The 18,621-nt window shown below is 70.3% G+C and carries 14 protein-coding genes; 13 read left to right on the top strand and 1 reads right to left on the bottom strand.

The window, feature by feature from the left end; translation table 11 throughout:
- Positions 1-47 precede the first annotated feature (47 nt).
- The 13 genes from AB0915_RS12835 to AB0915_RS12895 all read left to right on the top strand — a co-directional run bounded on the left by AB0915_RS12835 (position 48) and on the right by AB0915_RS12895 (position 15,113).
- The gene (locus AB0915_RS12835; RefSeq protein WP_366691129.1) at positions 48-1,355 is read left to right on the top strand and encodes a DUF6716 putative glycosyltransferase; all 1,308 of its coding nucleotides are present in this window, start codon (positions 48-50) and stop codon (positions 1,353-1,355) included.
- A 35-nt stretch (positions 1,356-1,390) separates the two neighbouring features.
- Positions 1,391-2,632 carry an N-acylneuraminate cytidylyltransferase gene (locus tag AB0915_RS12840; RefSeq protein ID WP_366691097.1) on the top strand — a complete coding sequence of 414 codons (1,242 nt, stop codon included), beginning with the start codon at positions 1,391-1,393 and terminating at the stop codon, positions 2,630-2,632.
- A gap of 12 nt (positions 2,633-2,644) precedes the next feature.
- Positions 2,645-3,580, top strand: a complete 936-nt coding sequence (locus tag AB0915_RS12845) for an N-acetylneuraminate synthase family protein (RefSeq protein ID WP_366691098.1) — start codon at positions 2,645-2,647, stop codon at positions 3,578-3,580.
- An 11-nt stretch (positions 3,581-3,591) separates the two neighbouring features.
- Positions 3,592-4,647: a hypothetical protein gene (locus tag AB0915_RS12850; protein ID WP_366691099.1), complete on the top strand. Its 1,056-nt coding sequence runs from the start codon at positions 3,592-3,594 to the stop codon at positions 4,645-4,647.
- A 158-nt stretch (positions 4,648-4,805) separates the two neighbouring features.
- Positions 4,806-5,495 (top strand): hypothetical protein, encoded by a 690-nt coding sequence (locus AB0915_RS12855; RefSeq protein ID WP_366691100.1) that lies wholly within the window; start codon positions 4,806-4,808, stop codon positions 5,493-5,495.
- A 254-nt stretch (positions 5,496-5,749) separates the two neighbouring features.
- Positions 5,750-7,039 carry an amidohydrolase gene (locus AB0915_RS12860; protein WP_366691130.1) on the top strand — a complete coding sequence of 430 codons (1,290 nt, stop codon included), beginning with the start codon at positions 5,750-5,752 and terminating at the stop codon, positions 7,037-7,039.
- A 138-nt stretch (positions 7,040-7,177) separates the two neighbouring features.
- Positions 7,178-8,221, top strand: a complete 1,044-nt coding sequence (locus AB0915_RS12865; protein ID WP_366691101.1) for a BMP family ABC transporter substrate-binding protein — start codon at positions 7,178-7,180, stop codon at positions 8,219-8,221.
- Positions 8,222-8,568: 347 nt separating this feature from the next.
- Complete coding sequence (locus AB0915_RS12870; protein WP_366691102.1) at positions 8,569-10,161, top strand: ABC transporter ATP-binding protein; 1,593 nt, start codon at positions 8,569-8,571, stop codon at positions 10,159-10,161.
- A complete protein-coding gene (locus tag AB0915_RS12875) occupies positions 10,158-11,273 on the top strand; it encodes an ABC transporter permease (RefSeq protein WP_366691103.1) in 1,116 nt (371 codons plus the stop codon). Before AB0915_RS12870 ends, AB0915_RS12875 begins: the two co-directional genes overlap by 4 nt.
- The gene (locus AB0915_RS12880; protein WP_366691104.1) at positions 11,270-12,559 is read left to right on the top strand and encodes an ABC transporter permease; all 1,290 of its coding nucleotides are present in this window, start codon (positions 11,270-11,272) and stop codon (positions 12,557-12,559) included. The genes AB0915_RS12875 and AB0915_RS12880 overlap by 4 nt, the downstream gene beginning before the upstream one ends.
- Positions 12,556-12,954 carry a cytidine deaminase gene (locus tag AB0915_RS12885; protein WP_366691105.1) on the top strand — a complete coding sequence of 133 codons (399 nt, stop codon included), beginning with the start codon at positions 12,556-12,558 and terminating at the stop codon, positions 12,952-12,954. The genes AB0915_RS12880 and AB0915_RS12885 overlap by 4 nt, the downstream gene beginning before the upstream one ends.
- 193 nt (positions 12,955-13,147) lie before the next feature.
- Positions 13,148-14,425 (top strand): thymidine phosphorylase, encoded by a 1,278-nt coding sequence (locus AB0915_RS12890; protein ID WP_366691106.1) that lies wholly within the window; start codon positions 13,148-13,150, stop codon positions 14,423-14,425.
- A 97-nt stretch (positions 14,426-14,522) separates the two neighbouring features.
- Positions 14,523-15,113 (top strand): Uma2 family endonuclease, encoded by a 591-nt coding sequence (locus AB0915_RS12895; RefSeq protein WP_366691107.1) that lies wholly within the window; start codon positions 14,523-14,525, stop codon positions 15,111-15,113.
- Between the two features lie 98 nt (positions 15,114-15,211).
- On the opposite strand, the gene AB0915_RS12900 is transcribed toward AB0915_RS12895, so the two are convergent.
- Positions 15,212-18,484 carry a S8 family serine peptidase gene (locus tag AB0915_RS12900; protein WP_366691131.1) on the bottom strand — a complete coding sequence of 1,091 codons (3,273 nt, stop codon included), beginning with the start codon at positions 18,482-18,484 and terminating at the stop codon, positions 15,212-15,214.
- Positions 18,485-18,621 lie beyond the last annotated feature (137 nt).

Raw genomic sequence — 18,621 nt, forward strand, 5'->3', positions numbered from 1 at the left:
GGGACGTGCCCCCACGTACCGATAAGACGACCGCCCTCCGGGTAGCCGTGCTCGCAGACTCCGACACCCGGTGGAAATGGGGCGCGCTCACCGCGCGCCGCCTCACCACCGGCGCCTCTTCGGGACCGGTGCGGCGCACCGACATCAGCGGACTCCTGCTGCGCGGCCGGGCCACCCCGACCCCGCGCCAGCTCGCCGAGGTCGGCGACGTCGGTATCGACACCGACCGGGTGCGCGAGGTGACGGCCGTCGAATTCCTGCACACGGTTCGGGACGAGGGCTACGACGTCGTCGTACTCGCCCTCGTCGGGGGAGCCGTCCAGGCGATGCTGCACGGCCTTGCCGCGCTGCAACTGCCCGCCAGACCCGTCGTCGTCACGGGATATGTCGGTGTCGTCTACGAGAAGCTCGCCGACGGTCTGCTGCTGCGCCACGGCGCCGACGTCGTTCTCGCCAACTCCCGCCACGACGCGGAGCGTTTCCGCGCCGTGTACGAGGGAGTGGGCGCCGACGCCTCGGCCGTCACGGAGGCCGCACTGCCGTTCCTCGGCGGCGCCCCGCACCGGCCGCAGAAGGGCCGCGACACCGTGGTGTTCGCCGCTCAGCCCTCCGTACCGGCGTCCCGCGCCGACCGTACGTACCTGCTGCGCAGGCTCGTCGAGCACGCCAGGCTGCACCCGGACCGCGAGGTGCTGCTGAAGCTGCGCTCCAAGCCCGGCGAGCACACCACGCACATCGAGGAACTCCCTTACCAGCGGCTCGCGGAGAGGCTGCCCGGCGGACTGCCGCCCAACTTCCGCCTCGTGTACGGGCACATGGGCGAGGTCCTCGACCGCACCGACCTGCTGGTCACGGTCTCCTCGACCGCCGCACTGGAGTCCCTGCACCGGCGCATCCCCACCGCGATCCTCAGCGACCTCGGCGTCCGCGAGGCCCTCGGCAACCACCACTTCATCGGCTCCGGTCTGCTCACCTCCTGGGACCACCTGGACGGCGGCCACCGTCCGGAGCCCGACAGCGAGTGGCTGGCCGGCCAGGGCGTCGCCGCCGACGGCACGTACGCCACGGCCTACGACCACGCCCGCGCCCGCGTCGACGCCCTGCTCGCCACCGCCCGCCTGCCCGACCTCGCCCCGTACTACACATCCGCCACCGCCCCCGGCTACCTGCCCGGCATCCTCGCCCGCCACCACCTGGCCCCCGACGGCCACCCGCTGCCCGGTGCCGCCGCGCCGCGAGAGACCGGCGGGGTGCGGGGTGCCGTCCGCGACGCGGTACGGGAAGCGGCGCGGGGCGCGTATCGGCAGGGCGTCCAACGGGTCGCCCCCGTCATCCGTCGGATGGGCGAGCTATGACCACCTCTCTTTCCACCACGACACCAGGAGCAGCGATGACGCCGCCCACCGTGCTCGCCGTGATCCCCGCCCGCGGCGGATCCAAAGGCGTCCCGGCCAAGAATCTCGCCCAGGTCGGCGGCATACCGCTGGTCGCCCGTGCGGTCCGTGCCTGCCTGACCGCCCGCGAGGTCACGGACGTCGTCGTCACCACGGACGACGCGGCGATCGCGGACGCGGCCCGGGCGGCCGGCGAGGCGCTCGGCGCCGCCGAGCGCGTGCACTGCGTCCAGCGCCCGCCGGCCATCGCGGGCGACACCGCGACCAGCGAGGCGGCGGTCCTGCACGCACTCGACGCGTACGAGGCGATGCACGAGCGCATCGCCGACGTGGTGCTGCTCGTCCAGTGCACCAGCCCGTTCGTCACCCGCGAGGACATCGACGGCGTGGCCGCCGCGGTCGTCCGCGACGGCGCCGACACGGCCGTCACCGTCGCCCCGTTCCACGGCTTCATCTGGCGCGACGGCAGCGCGGTCGAGGACGACACCTACGGCGTCAATCACGACAAGGCCGTCCGCCCGCGCCGCCAGGACCGGCCCCAGGACCTGCTGGAGACCGGCGCCGCCTACGCGATGGACGTCGCGGGCTTCCGTACCCACCGGCACCGCTTCTTCGGCCACACCGCGCTGGTCACCACCGACCCCGCCCGGGTCCTGGAGATCGACGACCCGCACGACCTGGCCCGCGCCCGCGCCCTCGCACCGCTCCTGGACCCGTCACCGCTGCCGACCCGCGAGGACATCGACGCGGTCGTCCTCGACTTCGACGGCACGCAGACCGACGACCGGGTCCTGATCGACTCCGACGGACGCGAGATCGTCGCCGTCCACCGCGGAGACGGTCTGGGCATCGCCGCCCTGCGCAAGGCCGGAATGCCGCTGCTGATCCTCTCCACGGAACAGAACCCGGTCGTCGCGGCCCGCGCCCACAAGCTCAAGGTCCCCGTCCTGCACGGCATCGACCGCAAGGACCTCGCTCTCAAGCAGTGGTGCGACGAGCACGGCATCGCCCCCGAGCGGGTGCTCTACGTCGGCAACGACGTCAACGACCTGCCCTGCTTCGCCCTCGCCGGCTGGCCCGTCGCCGTAGCGAGCGCCCATGACTCGGTACGCGCCGCGGCGCGCGCCGTCACGACCACCCCCGGCGGCTTCGGCGCCATCCGCGAAATCGCGGCGTGGCTGCTCGGGCCCACCCTCACCGGCCACCTTTCCACCCCCACCAACCCCACCACCAAGTAAGGAAACACCCTCATGAGCACCTCCCGCCTGCGCACCCTCGGCACCCGCACCGCCGGCCCCGGTCAGCCCGTCTACATCACCGGCGAGATCGGCATCAACCACAACGGCGACCTCGACAATGCGCTCGCGCTGATCGACGTGGCCGCCGAAGCCGGCTGCGACGCCGTCAAGTTCCAGAAGCGCACCCCGGAGATCTGCACCCCGCGCGACCAGTGGGACATCGAGCGCGACACCCCCTGGGGCCGGATGACGTACATCGACTACCGCCACCGCGTCGAGTTCGGCGAGGCCGAGTACCGCGCCATCTCCGACCACTGCGCCGAGCGCGGCATCGACTGGTTCGCCTCCCCGTGGGACACCGAGGCCGTCGCCTTCCTGGAGAAGTTCGACGTCCCCGCCCACAAGGTCGCCTCCGCCTCCCTCACCGACGACGAGCTGCTCCGCTCGCTGCGCGCCACGGGCCGCACGATCATCCTCTCCACCGGCATGTCGACCCCGCGCCAGATCCGCCACGCGGTCGAGGTCCTCGGCTCGGACAACATCCTTCTCTGCCACGCCACGTCGACGTACCCCGCGAAGGCCGAGGAGCTGAACCTCCGCGTCATCAACACCCTCCAGCAGGAGTACCCGAACGTCCCGATCGGCTACAGCGGCCACGAGACCGGCCTGCAGACCACCCTCGCCGCCGTCGCCCTCGGCGCCGCGTTCGTCGAGCGCCACATCACCCTCGACCGCGCCATGTGGGGCTCCGACCAGGCCGCCTCCGTCGAGCCGCAGGGCCTGACCCGACTGGTCCGCGACATCCGCACCATCGAGGCTTCCCTCGGTGACGGCGTCAAGAAGGTGTACGAGTCGGAGCTCGGCCCGATGAAGAAGCTCCGCCGCGTCGCGGGCGTCGTCGCCGAGAGCACCGAGGCGGCCCCGGCCGCCGAGCCGGTCGCGGTCTGACGGGCCGACCGGTGAACCTCGCCTTCGTCGAGAGCCCGGTCCAGCTCCTGAACGTCCTGGAGTGGGCCTTCACAGAGGGAGGCGACGACCATGTCCTGGCGGACATAACGGTCGTCGTCCTCCCCCCGGTCGACCCGATGTCGCGCGGCCAGCTGCGCCGGATGGCGGAGCTGGCTCGCGACGAAGGCGTCAACGTCCGCTGGCAGGAGGCGCGCGGCGGGGCCGGCGCGCCACTGAAGACCCTCCGGGCCCTGACGGGACTGCTGCGCAGGGCGGACCGGATCGTGATCGGCGACCCGTTCTCCCGCTACGTGCAGCTCCTCCTGTCCATGGTCCGCGCCCGCCGGCTCACAGTGGTCGACGACGGCACGGCAACGATGGAGTTCGTCGCCCAACTCGCCCTTGGCGAAAGGCTGGTGCGCTGGCACCGGCGGGGCAGCTCGGGTCCGCGCGACCTGATCCTGGCCCCGGTCACGGCCACCGCCCGCCGCCGTTTCACCCCCTCCGCGACCCGCGAGGTCGAGGTGTTCACCGCCATGCCGGTCGAGCCTCCGGCCGGTGTGACGGTCACTCCCAACACCTTCGCCTGGACCCGCGCCCGCTTCGGCCCGCCGCTCCTCACCAAGGGCGCGGACCTGGTCGGCACGTCCCTGGCCGAGACAGGCGTGATCGACCAGGCCCAGTACCTGGAGGCGGTCGCCGCCCTGGCCCGTACCCACGGCGCGACCCGCTACTTCGCCCACCGCCGGGAGTCCGCCGACAAGCTCCACGCCCTGGAAGCCGCCACCGGCCTGGAGATCGTCCGCCCGGACCTCCCTCTGGAGCTCATCGCCCGCCGCGGCCCGATCGGCCGCACGGTCCTCAGCTTCCCGTCCACGGTGGTCCACACGCTGCCGCTGGCGCTGGCAGGCACGGAGGTCAAGGTCGCGGTCTGCGACATCGCCCCGGAGTGGCTGCGCGACACGGCGTCGCCACGCGCGCAGGGTTTCCTGAGCGGTGTCACGGAGACGGCCCGGGACGTGCAGCGCCTCGCGCCGTGGCGGGCGACGGCGGTGACCGAGGCCTGAGCCTGCCCCTGCGAAGGGCTGAGGGTGCCCGGGCGGCTTGCCCGAGCGCCCTCACCGAACCACCTCAGCCACGCTGACTCGGAAGTGGCCTGCGGTCAGGGTTTGTTGGGGGGAAGCCCTGATGGTGGGCAGGGGCGCCCGGGCGCGAGCATCGCAGCATGAACATGCGGACGATGGCGGAGCGTCGGAACGAGACGGTCGGCAGGGCATTCATCGCGGGCCCGGCCCTGATGGCCGGGTACGGAGTGGTGCGGCTGGCCGGTCAGGCTGTGAGCGACTACGGGCCCGGTGCGTGGTGGACGGTGGCGCATGTGCTGTCCGTGGCCGGACTGCTCGCGTTCGTGCCGGTGTTCCTGGGGTTGCGGAGGATGGCAGGGGTGCGGGGCGGCAAGCGGGTCGCGGTCGACGCGGCGACCTGGACGGGGCTGCTCGGGGCGGCGGCACTGGTGGTCCAGTCGGTGGTCGACCTGGCGGTCGGGTTCCTCACCGTGGACAAGCCGGCCATGAACGACATATTCGGGCGGGTGCAGGACGTGCCCGGTGTGATGCCGCTCGTCTACACCGTGGTGCCGATGCTGTTCTGGCTCGGGCTGCTGACCCTCGTCACGCTGCTGACGTTCTTCCGGCGGGACGTCGTCAAGGGGCGGGCTCCGGTGCTGGTGCTGGCCGGGATCCTGCTGGCGGCCATGACCCTGGATCTGCTGCCGGTCGGTGCCGTGTGCCTCGGGACGGCGCTGCTGCCGATGCGCCGGGGGCTGCCCGAGGGCGGAGAGCGGCTGGGCCGGCCTCAGGGACGACCGGGCGCGGCGCGCAGCACGGAGCAGTCTTTCTCCGAGACAGCGCCGTAGTCGATGTGGTCGCCGGGACCAGCCCTGCTGCCTGCCCGCCGCCCGCCCGTCTACCTGCGGTTGAGGATCCGATGGGCGGGCGCACTACGGAGTCGGACAGCGGGGCGTCGGAGGGGAATGGGCGAGTTTACCCACCTACATCTCACGGCACACGCTCCGACGCCACATTTTGTTCCTCTATGCGGCTGAACTTTTGTTGATCTGTGGCCAGTTGAGGGGTGAAGGGGCCTACCCTTCACCAGGTGAACCAGTTGATGTCCCGCGATTCCGATGCCGGCCTGCCCGAGGACGCCGCCCTGCCCGAGGACGCCGCCCTGCCCGGCACGCTGCCCGAACCCCTGCGGGCCGAGCTGATCGCGTTCCGGCGCGATCTGCATATGCACCCCGAGCTCGGCAACCAGGAGTTCCGCACCACCGCTGCCCTCAAGGCCCGGCTGGAGAAGGCCGGGCTCCGGCCCCGGGTGCTCGCCACCGGAACCGGGCTCCTGTGCGACGTGGGTACATCGGGAGGGGCGCGAAGCTCGAACAAGGGTGGTGGTGGGCGACGGGCGGGCAGCGACACCCGGCCCATGCTCGCGCTGCGCGCGGACATCGACGCCCTGCCCATTCCGGACACCAAGGACGGCGTCCCGTACCGGTCCACCGTCCCCGATCGGGCGCACGCCTGCGGGCATGACATTCACACGACGACCGTCCTCGGCGCCGGGCTCGTGCTCGCCGAGCTCGACCGGCAGGGGCTGCTGCCGCACCCCGTGCGGCTGATCTTCCAGCCCGCCGAGGAGGTGCTGCCCGGCGGTGCGCCCGATGCGATCGAGGACGGGGTGCTGGAAGGCGTCGGGCGGATCATCGGGGTGCACTGCGACCCGAAGGTCGACGTGGGAAGGATCGGGCTGCGGGTCGGGGCGATCACCTCCGCCTGCGACCGGCTGGAGGTCACGCTCGACGGGCCCGGCGGGCACACCGCCCGGCCGCATCTGACCACCGACCTGGTCACCGCTGCCGCCAAGGTGGCCACCGAGGTGCCCGCGCTGCTGGCGCGGCGGGTCGACGCGCGGGCCGGGCTCGCCGTGACCTGGGGGCGGCTGGAGGCCGGGCACGCGTGCAATGTGATCCCGCAGCATGCCGAACTGTCGGGAACGGTCCGCTGCCTGGATCTGGCGGCATGGCGGGAGGCGCCGGACCTGGTCCACGCCGCGATCGACGAGGTGGCCGGAATGCACCGGGCCAAGTCGGTGATCGACTACATCCGCGGGGTCCCGCCCGTCGTGAACGATCCGGCCGTGACCGATCTGCTGGCCGCCGCGATGGCAGGGCGCCGCGGATCGTATGCGATCGAGGACACCGAGCAGAGTCTCGGCGGGGAGGACTTCTCCTGGTATCTGGAGCACGTTCCGGGGGCCATGGCGCGGCTCGGGGTGCGCACGCCCGGTGACACCCGGCGCCTTGATCTGCACCGGGGCGATTTCGACGCGGACGAGGAGGCGATCACCGTTGGCGTGGAGCTTTTCACCGCTGCGGCTTTGCTCGACGGCAACCGTCCGTAACCGGACAGGTCACCCCAGGTTCGCGACGATCCGATAACGGCTTCCGTACAGGGCTTTATCTGACATCTACGCGCGTTACGATCTCGGCGAAACCAGCGCCGGAAGAGGCGCTTCGGTCAGGTTTGAAGGAGCCTTCCCTTGCGCCGGGTATCCAAGATCACCGCTGCGTGTGCCATCACCGCGGCTTTCGCGCTCACCGCCAGCGCGTGCGGCAGTTCGTCCGACGAGAGCACCAGCTCCAAGGACAAGGGCCAGATGAAGATCGGCATGGCCTACGACGTGGGCGGCCGGGGCGACAACTCGTTCAACGACTCCGCCGCGCGTGGTCTGGACAAGGCCAAGGCCGAGCTCAAGGCCGAGACGAAGGAGCTCACCGCCAAGAACGGTGAGACCCCGGCCGACCGTGAGCAGCGTCTGCAGTCGCTCGCCGAGGGCGGCTACAACCCGGTCATAGCCATCGGCTTCGCCTACAAGGACGCGGTCGACAAGATCGCCGCGAAGTACCCGAAGGTCAACTTCGGCCTGGTCGACTCGGTCTCCGACGTGAAGAACGTCGCCTCCATCGTCTTCACCGAGGAGCAGGGCTCGTACCTCGCCGGTGTCTCGGCGGCGCTGAAGTCGAAGGACGGCCAGGTCGGCTTCATCGGCGGTGTGGACCTTCCGCTGATCAAGAAGTTCGCCGCGGGCTTCCAGCAGGGTGTCCTGGACACGAACCCGAAGGCCAAGGTGCAGATCCAGTACCTGTCCACCGGTTCGGACCTGTCCGGCTTCGGCAGCCCCGACAAGGGCAAGGAAGCCGCCAAGGGCATGCTCGACAAGGGTGCGGACGTCATCTTCGCCGCCGCGGGCGGCTCGGGTGCCGGTTCGATCGAGGCCGTCGCGGGCAAGAAGGGCGCCTGGTCCATCGGTGTCGACTCCGACCAGGCCCTGGACCCGGCGCTGGCGAAGTACAAGGACACGATCCTGACCTCGGTCGTCAAGAACGTCGACGGCGGTGTCTACGACCTGATCAAGTCCGTCAAGGACGGCAAGCCGTTGACCGGCGTCCAGTCGTACTCCCTGGCCAAGGGCGGCGTCTCGCTGACCACCACGGGTGACCACCTCAAGGACATCCAGGCCAAGCTCGACGAGGCGAAGAAGAAGATCGTCGACGGCACGGTCACGGTCAAGACCACGACCTGATCCGATCTGCCGATCGGAGCCCGGGCCAGGGGGTGCCCGCGTCGTTCCGCCTGGCCCGCCCTTCGGGCGGACGGCGGAATGTCGCAGGCGCCCCCTGGCTGCTTCGGCCGATCGGCCGGGCCCCGATTCGCGTACGGCTTCCGGCCGGGCCCGGAATGTAGCCGTACGCGCACTGCCGGTCACCTGCTGTCAGGTGGCCAACGATTCGGTGGCACTACGCGCGTAGCGCGTGCCGGGCGCGGTACCTTTTTCCGCTCCCACCGCCTCCCACCCCACCGCCTCCGCCCTCCGCCCTCCGCTCCTGCCAAGGAGAGTGCGCCATCAACGCGTCCAGCAGTCCCCATGCCGTGGAGCTCCGCGGCATCACCAAGCGGTTCCCCGGGGTCGTGGCCAACCACGACATCGACATCACCGTGCGTCGCGGCACCGTCCACGCTCTCGTCGGCGAGAACGGTGCCGGCAAGTCCACTCTGATGAAGATCCTTTACGGCATGCAGAAGCCGGACGAGGGCACCATCGCGGTGGACGGCGAGCAGGTCTCGTTCCACAACCCGGGTGACGCCATCGCGCGCGGCATCGGCATGGTGCACCAGCACTTCATGCTCGCCGACTACCTCACCGTCCTGGAGAACGTCGTCCTCGGCTCCGAGAAGCTGTACGGGATCGGCGACCGGGCCCGCGCAAAGATCAAGGAGATCTCGGACGCGTACGGCCTCGGTGTCCGCCCGGACGCCATGGTCGAGGACCTCGGCGTCGCCGACCGCCAGCGCGTGGAGATCCTCAAGGTCCTCTACCGCGGCGCCCGCACCCTGATCCTCGACGAGCCGACCGCCGTCCTCGTGCCGCAGGAGGTCGACGCACTCTTCGACAACCTTCGTGAGCTCAAGGCCGAGGGCCTGACCGTCATCTTCATCTCGCACAAGCTGGGCGAGGTGCTGTCGGTCGCCGACGAGATCACCGTCATCCGGCGCGGTACGACGGTGGGCACCGCCGACCCGGCGACCACCACGCCCAAGCAGCTCGCTGAGCTGATGGTCGGCAGCGAGCTGCCGTCGCCGGAGACCCGCGAGTCGACCGTCACCGACACGCCGATGCTCACCGTCGACGACCTGCGGCTGACCGCCACCGACCCGGACGGGGTGGTGCGTGCGGTGCTCGACGGCATCACCTTCACCATCCACAAGGGTGAGGTCCTCGGCATCGCGGGCGTCGAGGGCAACGGCCAGTCCGAACTGGTCGACGCGATCATGGGCATGCGCCACCTCGACACCGGCGTACTGACCCTGGACGGCGCCGACATCTCCCGGACGCCGACCCGCAAGCGCCGCGAGGACGGCATGGCCGTCATCCCCGAGGACCGCCACCGGCACGGACTGCTGCTGGAGGCCCCGCTCTGGGAGAACCGCATCCTCGGCCATGTCACCGAGCGCCCCAACAGCAAGGGCGCGTTCCTCGACCTCAAGGCCGCCCGCGCGGACACCGAGCGGATCGTGCGCGAGTACGACGTCCGTACCCCCGGCATCGAGGTCACCGCCGCCTCGCTCTCCGGCGGCAACCAGCAGAAGCTGATCGTCGGCCGCGAGATGAGCCACGCGCCGAAGCTGCTGATCGCCGCGCACCCCACCCGGGGCGTGGACGTCGGCGCGCAGGCGCAGATCTGGGACCAGATCCGCGACGCGCGCCGCGAGGGCCTGGCGGTGCTGCTGATCTCCGCCGACCTGGACGAGCTGATCGGGCTCTCCGACACCCTGCGCGTCATGTACCGCGGCCGCCTGGTCGCGGACGCCGATCCGGCGACCATCACCCCGGAGGAGCTCGGCTCGGCGATGACGGGAGCGGCCTCCGGCCGTCTCGAAGCGCCCGCCGAGCCCGGGACGGATGCGGAGTCCGGTCCGGACGCCGCCGACACCGACCCCCGGGACGGGGGAGAGGACCGATGAAGAAGTTCGACAAGGAGCGGCTGCTCCTGGGGATCGCGGCCCCCGTACTCGCGATCGTGGTCGCCTTCCTGGTGACCGCCCTCGTGCTGGCCGCCACCGGCAAGGAACCGTTCAGCGCGTTCGGCATCATGTTCGACTACGGGGTGAAGTCGGACAGCCAGGTCTACATCCTCAACAAGGCGACGACGTACTACCTCGCGGGTCTCGCGGTGGCCGTCGGCTTCCGGATGAACCTCTTCAACATCGGCGTCGACGGCCAGTACCGCCTCGCCGCCTTCTTCGCCGCCGCCGTCGGTGGCGCGCTGACCCTGCCGGGCGCCCTCCAGATCCCGCTGATCATCCTCACCGCGATGATCGTCGGCGCGATGTGGGCCGGTATAGCCGGCGTCCTCAAGGTCACCCGGGGCGTCAGCGAGGTCGTCTCGACGATCATGCTGAACGCCATCGCGACCGCCATCATCGGCTATCTGCTCCAGCAGGGCCGCCTCGGTCACCTCGACGAGGCCGGCACGAAGATCTCCACCACCCCGCTCCCGGAGTCCTCGCACTTCTTCGAGTTCCCGACCACCCCGTCGCCCGTCTGGGGCTTCATCGTGGTCGCGGTCGTCGCGGGCATCGCCTACTGGTTCACGCTCTCGCGCACCCGATTCGGCTTCGATCTGCGTACGGTCGGCCAGTCCGGCTCCGCGGCCGAGGCCAGCGGCGTCAACGTCAAGAAGATGGTCGTCACGTCGATGCTGATATCCGGCGCGGTGGCCGGCCTGGTCGGCATGCCGACGCTGCTCAACGACAGCTACGAGTACAGTGGCGACTTCCCCATCGGCATCGGCTTCACCGGTATCGCCATCGCCCTCCTCGGCCGCAACCACCCCATCGGCATCGCGCTCGGCGCGCTGCTCTGGGGCTTCCTGGAGCGCGGAACCGGAAAGCTCGAGTTCGAGGGGTACGACAAGGAGATCGTCGGCGTCATCCAGGGCGTCATCGTCCTGTGCGTCGTCATCGCCTACGAAGTCGTCCGTCGCTACGGACTCAAGCGCCAGCAGAGCAAGGTCGGCGCGGAACTCGCCGCACAGGCCGCCCGTAACTCCGACCAGCAGGAGGTGTCGGCGTGACCGCCACGGCGACTTCCACCCCGCCGCCCGCGGCCACCAAGGTCTCCGGTGGCAAGGGCGGCCTCACCCGCCTCTCCTTCCCCGTCGTTCTGCTGATCGTCGCGGGCGCGTTGCTCGCGCTGTCCGCGGTACGCGCCATCACCGGCGCCCAGGACGTCACCTCGGCCGGGCAGATCAGCGCGGCGCTCGCGATGGCCGTGCCGATCGGGCTCGCCGGTCTCGGCGGCCTGTGGGCCGAGCGGGCCGGTGTGGTCAACATCGGCCTCGAAGGCATGATGATCCTCGGTACGTTCTTCGGTGCCTGGGCCGGCTGGCAGACCAACCCCTGGCTCGGCGTGCTGGCCGGTGTCATCGGCGGCGCGCTCGGCGGGCTGCTGCACGCCGTCGCGACCGTCACGTTCGGCGTCGACCACATCATCTCCGGTATCGCCATCAACATCCTGGCGCTCGGGTTCACCACCTACTTCGCCAAGCTCTGGTTCAACACGGGCGAGGCGGCGGCCAAGGGCGGCAGCCCCAAGCAGTCGCCACCGTCCGACGACATCACCTCGGTGACGATCCCCGGCCTGTCCGACTGGCTGCACTCGATCGAGAAGCACCACTGGTTCTTCGTCTCCGACGTGGCCGGTGTCCTCGGCGGTCTGGTCACCAATGTGTCGCTGCTGACGGTTCTGGCCGCGGTCCTCTTCGCCGTGACCTTCTTCGTCCTGTGGAAGACCTCGTTCGGGCTGCGGCTGCGTTCGTGCGGCGAGAACCCGATCGCCGCCGAGTCGCTCGGCGTGAACGTCTACCGCTACAAGTACATCGCGGTGATCATCTCCGGTGGCATGGCCGGACTCGGCGGCGCCTTCCTCTCCCTGGTCACCTCGCACATCTACAACGAGGGCCAGACCGGCGGCCGCGGATACATCGGTCTCGCCGCGATGATCTTCGGCAACTGGCGGCCCGGCGGACTCGCCATGGGCGCGGGCCTGTTCGGCTTCGCCGACGCGCTCCAGCTGCGCAACGGCGGCGAGTCCGTCCACGCGCTGCTGCTCCTGCTGGTGGTCGTGCTGGCCTTGCTCGCCGTCTGGAAGCTCTACCGCAAGAGCTTCGTCCAGGGTGCGGTCAGCGCCGTCATCGCCGCCGCCGTACTGGTCTGGTACCTCGCCACGGACACGGTGCCCACCGAGTTCGTGAGCGCCACCCCGTACATCGTCACGCTGCTCGTCCTCTCGCTCTCCGCGCAGCGGCTGCGGATGCCGAAGGCGGACGGCATGCGGTACCGGAAGGGCCAGGGCAAGTGACCGCGGCCGGCGACGTCGACTGGGACGCTCTGCGCGCTGCTGCCCGGGACGCCATGTCCCGGGCGTACGCCCCCTACTCGGGCTACCCGGTCGGCGTCGCGGCACGCGTCGACGACGGCCGCACGGTGGTCGGCTGCAACGTCGAGAACGCCTCGTACGGACTCGGCCTGTGCGCCGAGTGCGGCCTGGTCTCGCAGCTGAACGCCACCGGCGGCGGCCGGCTGACCCACTTCACCTGTGTGGACGGGGCGGGCGAGATCCTGGTCCCCTGCGGCAGGTGCCGTCAGCTGCTGTACGAGTTCGGCGGACCGGAGCTCGTCCTGGAGACCCCGGACGGTCTCCGTACGCTCGACGAGATGCTGCCGCAGGCGTTCGGGCCGGACCATCTCAGGTAGAACTTTGCTTTCGGATCAGGCCGGATCAGGGTGCGCGCCAGTACCCGCGAGCCCGGCCTGATCCGAAAGAACAGGCCCAGAACTCCCGTGGCCCTCCTGAAACTTCGGGAGGGCCACACCCGTTTCCACCCTCTATGCGCGTAGAGTCATTCGGGACTCTTGCGCACGTACCGGCCGGAAGGACACCCAGGACATGGACGCCATCTCCGTCATCCGCACCAAGCGGGACCGCGGCGAGCTGAGCCCCGAGCAGATCGACTGGGTCATCGACGCATACACCCGAGGCGAGGTCGCCGACGAGCAGATGTCCGCGCTGGCCATGGCGATCCTGCTGAACGGCATGAACCGTACGGAGATCGCCCGCTGGACCGCCGCCATGATCGCCTCCGGCGAGCGGATGAACTTCGACGCGCTCTCCCGCCCCACCACCGACAAGCACTCCACCGGCGGCGTCGGTGACAAGATCACCCTGCCGCTCGCCCCGCTGGTCGCCGCCTGCGGCGCCGCCGTGCCGCAGCTCAGCGGCCGCGGTCTCGGCCACACCGGGGGCACGCTCGACAAGCTGGAGTCCATCCCCGGCTGGCGCGCCCACCTCTCGAACGCCGAGATGCTGAACGTCCTGGACACCACCGGCGCCGTGATCTGCGCCGCCGGTGACGGGCTGGCCCCCGCCGACAAGAAGCTGTACGCGCTCCGCGATGTCACCGGCACCGTCGAGGCCATCCCGCTGATCGCCAGCTCGATCATGTCCAAGAAGATCGCCGAGGGCACCGGGGCGCTCGTCCTGGACGTCAAGGTCGGCTCCGGCGCCTTCATGAAGACCATCGAGGACGCGCGCGAACTGGCCTCCACCATGGTCGCGCTGGGCAGCGACAGCGGCGTACGGACGGTCGCGCTCCTCACCGACATGGCCACCCCGCTCGGCCTGACCGCGGGCAACGCCCTGGAGGTGCGCGAGTCGGTCGAGGTCCTGGCCGGCGGCGGCCCGAAGGACGTCATCGACCTCACCCTTGCCCTGGCCCGCGAGATGCTGGACGCGGCCGGGCTCAAGGACGCCGACCCGGAGAAGGCCCTGGCCGACGGCTCCGCGATGGACGTCTGGCGCCGGATGATCTCCGCCCAGGGCGGCGACCCGGACGCCGCGCTCCCGGTCGCCCGCGAACAGCACGTGGTCACGGCGCCGTCCTCCGGCGTACTGACCCGCCTGGACGCGTACGACATCGGCGTCGCCGCCTGGCGCCTCGGCGCCGGCCGGGCCCGCAAGGAGGACCCGGTGCAGGCGGGTGCGGGCATCGAGCTGCACGCCAAGCCGGGCGACCCGGTGACCGAGGGGCAGCCGCTGCTGACGCTCCACACGGACACCCCGGAGAAGTTCGACTACGCACTCAAGGCCCTGCCCTCCGCGTACGACATCGCCCCGGCCGGTACGGACTTCACGGCCACCCCCGTGGTGCGGGAACGTATCGCCTGACCTGCGGCTTACCCGTCCGGGTGAACGGGACCGGTGGACTGCCGCCGGTCCCGTTCGGCATGCTGGACTCGGTGACGCACCGATAGAGGAGACCGCCATGAGCGCACTCACCGTCGACCCCGCGCCGGGCCACGGCCAGGACTGGGACGACCTCGTCCGGATCTGGGAGGAGACGGACGCACCCGAGGGCTGCAAGGTGGAGATCATCGAGGGGATCGTCACCGTGTCGCCACCGCCGTCCAAGGACCACAACACCACCGCGGAACTGCTGCAGCGCAGGCTCTACACCGTGATTCCGGAGGACTGGGGGATCTATCAGACCCTCGGTGTCGCCGTGCCGGGCCGGGCCGGGCTCTACGTCCCCGATCTCGTCGTCGTGCCGCGTGCCGTGGCGACCGGGCCGGGCAACCGCGTACCGGCGAAAGAGGCCCGGCTCGTCGTCGAGATCACCTCGCAGGCCAACGCCAACCACGACCGCATCGGCAAGGCACACGGGTACGCGAAGGCCGGTGTCGAACTCTTCCTGCTCCTGGACCCCTGGCACTCCGGCCGCCCCACCGCCACCTTGTACGGGGAACCCGCCGACGGCACCTACCGGGTCCTGGACGCGGTCGAGTACGGGGGGAAGCTGACGCTTCCCGAGCCGTTCGCGCTGGTACTGGACACCGAGGTCTTCCCGGCCGGCTGAGAAGCGATGCCGCACCGGTCCCGTCGGTGCGCGAACGGCCCGCCGGGACGGAGTGATCCGTCCTGGCGGGCCGCCGTCATGCGTCGCCGTCGGGGTGCCTACTTGCCGAAGTAGGCGTTGTAGATCGACACCGACGACGTGTTGCCCTGCTTGTCCGTGGCCTTGGCCTTGAAGGAGATCGACTTCCCCTTGGCCGGGTTCTTCACGGAGATCTTGCCGGACTTGACCGTGACCTTCTTCCAGGTCTTACCGGCGTTGTAACTGACATACACCGTCAGCGACTTGAGGTTCTTGCCGGCGGCCGCACCCTGCACCTTCACCGGCACCGACGCGGTCCGGCCGGCCGTGACCTTGCTGTCCAGCGTGACAGGGGGCGTGAACCGCACCGTGGAGGCGGGAAGTTGGACGAACTCGCTGGTCTTCTTCGACCGGAACGTCCAGCTCGCGTCGATCCGGGTGGAGACGGCGGAGATCCTCACGTTGCGCTGCACCGAGGTCGTCACCTTGTAGTCGGCGACGCCGGACGGCACGGTGAAGGGGACATCGCCCTCCAGCGGGTCCTTGTTCTGGGCGAACTTGGCGCCGTTGCGGTACAGGACGGTCTTCACCGAGCTGTACGCGGACCTGCCGAAGTTCCCGTTGCCGTCGGCCACGAGCGGCAGGACGCCGAGGATCTCGTTGCCCTTGCGGAAGAACCCGTACCCCTCGGTGAGCGCGGGGCCGAACACCGCGGTGTTCACCCGCTTCCGGTACGTCTTGCCCGCCTTGAGGGTCTGCGGGTCACCGAGCGAGTAACTCGCCTCGGCGTCCGGGAAGCGGTCCCGCTTGCCCCGCTGTTCGAAGTCGAAGTTCCACTGCACCTTGTCGGCGGTGGAGACATAGACGGTCTGGGTCCCGGGGGCCGGCTGCCCCGTCGACGTGGCCCAGCCCCCGTCCACGCCGGGCAGCGTGCCCCAGGCGGTGATCGATCCGGTCTTGCCCATGCCGGACGCGCCGAGACCGATCGTGACCTTCGCCAGCTGACTGCTGGTGAACTTCCGGGTGTAGCCGGTCGCCGCCTGCGTCACCGGACCGCCGACCGCCACGTCGTAGCGGGTCGAGGATCCCTTGGCCCAGGTGCCCAGCCAGTGCTGGGAGAGCGAGCCGTCGGTGACCTTCGGGCCGACGTGCGCGGTACGGAAGCCCTTGTACGAGTTCAGCAACCAGCCGAAGCTGAGGCCGAAGTCCCTGGTGTCGAACTGGAGGTCGGGGGCGGCCAGCAGGGACTTCGTGCCGGTGGCGGGAAGCGTGAACGTCACCGGCTTCGTCTTCCGGGCGTCGAGCGTCACGGTGAGGTTCTTGGTGACGTCCAGCTTCGGCTGGGTGATCCAGTCGGTGCCCTTGGCGAAGTCGTTCGGGTCGACGTAGACGGCCGAGTTCAGCAAGTAACCGCCCTTGGGGACACGGACCTTTGCCGTCCCGTCGGGGCTCGCCGGGTTCAGCCAGACGCCGGCCGCGGAGCCGGAGAGGCCGCAGAGGCTGTTGTCGTAGTACGTGGAGGGCTTGCCGTCACGCCCGATGTTCTTGATCGTGAGGTCGTACGACTCGATCTCCCGCTCGACCGCGGCCGCGGTGCGGACGCTCTGGCCGCCGCCGGTGGCGACGACATAGGCGGAGTAGGCGCCGTCCGCCGTGCCGCCGAGCTTCGTGTTCACGGTGAGCGGTACCTCGGCCGTGCCGCCCGCCGGGACGGTGACGTGCTCGGCGCCGAGGGTGAAGAAGCCGGCCGGAGCCGGCTTGCCCTTCGGGCCGGTGGCGGTCAACGCGAGGTCGAGGGTGACATCGGTCGTCCCGAGGTTGCGGTACGTCACCTGCTTGGTGACCGGCGCGTCATCGGTGTGCGGCCACTGCTGCACCCCGAAGCCGACCGAGACCGGGTCGGCGATGACGGTCTGGGCGATCGCCCTGTCGACGGCGATCCTGCCCGTGCCCTGCTCGAACGGCGTGTACGCGCCCGGCTTGGTGGAGGCCGTCAGCGCGCCCTTCAGCTCGGTGTTTCTCCACCCCGGGTGCTCCTGCTTGAGCAGCGCCGCGGCGCCCGCGGCATGCGGGGCCGCCATCGACGTGCCGGAGATCGTCAGATAGCCGGGCGGGTTCTGGCCGACCTCCTGGTCGATCACGGAACCGGGTGAGGCGGCCGCCGTGATGTCCACACCGGGTGCGGTGACATCGGGCTTGATGCCGCCGTCGCCGACGCGCGGTCCGCGGCTGGAGAAGTCCGCCAGCTTGTTGTTGTCGTCGACAGCGCCGACGGTCAGTGCGGCGTCCGCACTGCCCGGGGAGCCGACCGTGCCTGCGCCGTCGCCCTCGTTGCCCGCCGAGATGGCGAACAGGACGCCCTTGTCGGCCGACAGCTTGTTGACCGCTGCTTCGAGCGGGTCGATGTCGGGGCTGTCGGGGCCGCCGAGACTCAGGTTGATGATGTCGGCGCCCTGCGCGACCGCCCACTCCATGCCGGCCAGGATGCCGGAGTCCCCACCGAAGCCGTTGTCGTCGAGGACCTTGCCCTCGAGCAGCTTGGCGTCCGGTGCGACCCCCTTGAACCTGCCGCCCGACTTGGCGCCCGTACCGGCCGCGATCGAGGACACATGAGTACCGTGCCCGAACCGGTCCTTGGTGTCGGGCGACTCGGAGAAGTTCTTCGACTCGAGGATCTGCCCCTTGAGGTCCGGGTGGGTGGCGTCCGCACCGGTGTCCAGGACGGCGATCTTGACGCCCTTGCCGGTGTAACCGGCCTTCCAGGCGGTCGGCGCACCGATCTGCGGCACGCTCTTGTCGAGGCTCGCCCGGCGCACCCCGTCCAGCCAGACCCGGTCGATGCCGGCCGCGGTGGTGCGCTGGGCGCCCTGGGAGGTCTTGCTGGTGAGCGCCTGCCAGATGTCCTTGGCGTCGCTTTTCGGAGTGGTCACCGACTGGGCGTTCAGCGACTTCAGGGTCCGGACGACCCGGGTGGCGCCCGCGTCCCGGACGTCCGCCTTCGCGGCGGCGGCCTGCGCACCCTTGTAGCCGACGATCAGCTTCAGGCCGGTGCGCTGGGCCCGGCGGTTCTCCGGACGGTTCAGCTCGGTGACGTCGAACAGCCGGCGGTCCAGCTTGCCGGAACTGATCAGCCGGTGGGCGTCGGCCGGTATGAGCAGGGTGTGCCCGCCATGTATTTCCCGTTGCACGGGTATCTGCTCGCGCCCCTTGGCGGGACGGAAGTCCACGACCCGGCCCTTCGCGTCCACCGAGACCCGGTCGCCGGTGATCAGCGTCAGCTGATGCCGGGTCACGGACTTGGTTCCGGTGGCCGGACGGGCCTGCTCCGGCTGCGCCATGGCCGGTGTGGTCATCCCGGCCGCGAGCGCCACGGCGGCTGCCGTGGCGATGGTCGAAACACACGCGTTTCTCACGTGTCTGCGCAACTTTCCCCCTGGAGAATGAGGTGATCTCTCGGAACCATTGGTCCGCACGCGCCGATGTGGCACCG

This window comes from Streptomyces sp. NPDC048411 (assembly GCF_040704695.1).
In the GTDB taxonomy this organism is placed as follows: Bacteria; Actinomycetota; Actinomycetes; order Streptomycetales; family Streptomycetaceae; genus Streptomyces.

Bases quoted from the DNA above. Each gene is read 5' to 3' on its own strand.
- AB0915_RS12840 (WP_366691097.1), top strand. From the start codon at position 1,391: ATGACGCCGCCCACCGTGCTCGCCGTGATCCCCGCCCGCGGCGGATCC.
- AB0915_RS12845 (WP_366691098.1), top strand. From the start codon at position 2,645: ATGAGCACCTCCCGCCTGCGCACCCTCGGCACCCGCACCGCCGGCCCC.
- AB0915_RS12855 (WP_366691100.1), top strand. From the start codon at position 4,806: ATGAACATGCGGACGATGGCGGAGCGTCGGAACGAGACGGTCGGCAGG.
- AB0915_RS12860 (WP_366691130.1), top strand. From the start codon at position 5,750: ATGTCCCGCGATTCCGATGCCGGCCTGCCCGAGGACGCCGCCCTGCCC.
- AB0915_RS12875 (WP_366691103.1), top strand. From the start codon at position 10,158: ATGAAGAAGTTCGACAAGGAGCGGCTGCTCCTGGGGATCGCGGCCCCC.
- AB0915_RS12890 (WP_366691106.1), top strand. From the start codon at position 13,148: ATGGACGCCATCTCCGTCATCCGCACCAAGCGGGACCGCGGCGAGCTG.
- AB0915_RS12895 (WP_366691107.1), top strand. From the start codon at position 14,523: ATGAGCGCACTCACCGTCGACCCCGCGCCGGGCCACGGCCAGGACTGG.
- AB0915_RS12900 (WP_366691131.1), bottom strand. From the start codon at position 18,484: ATGACCACACCGGCCATGGCGCAGCCGGAGCAGGCCCGTCCGGCCACC.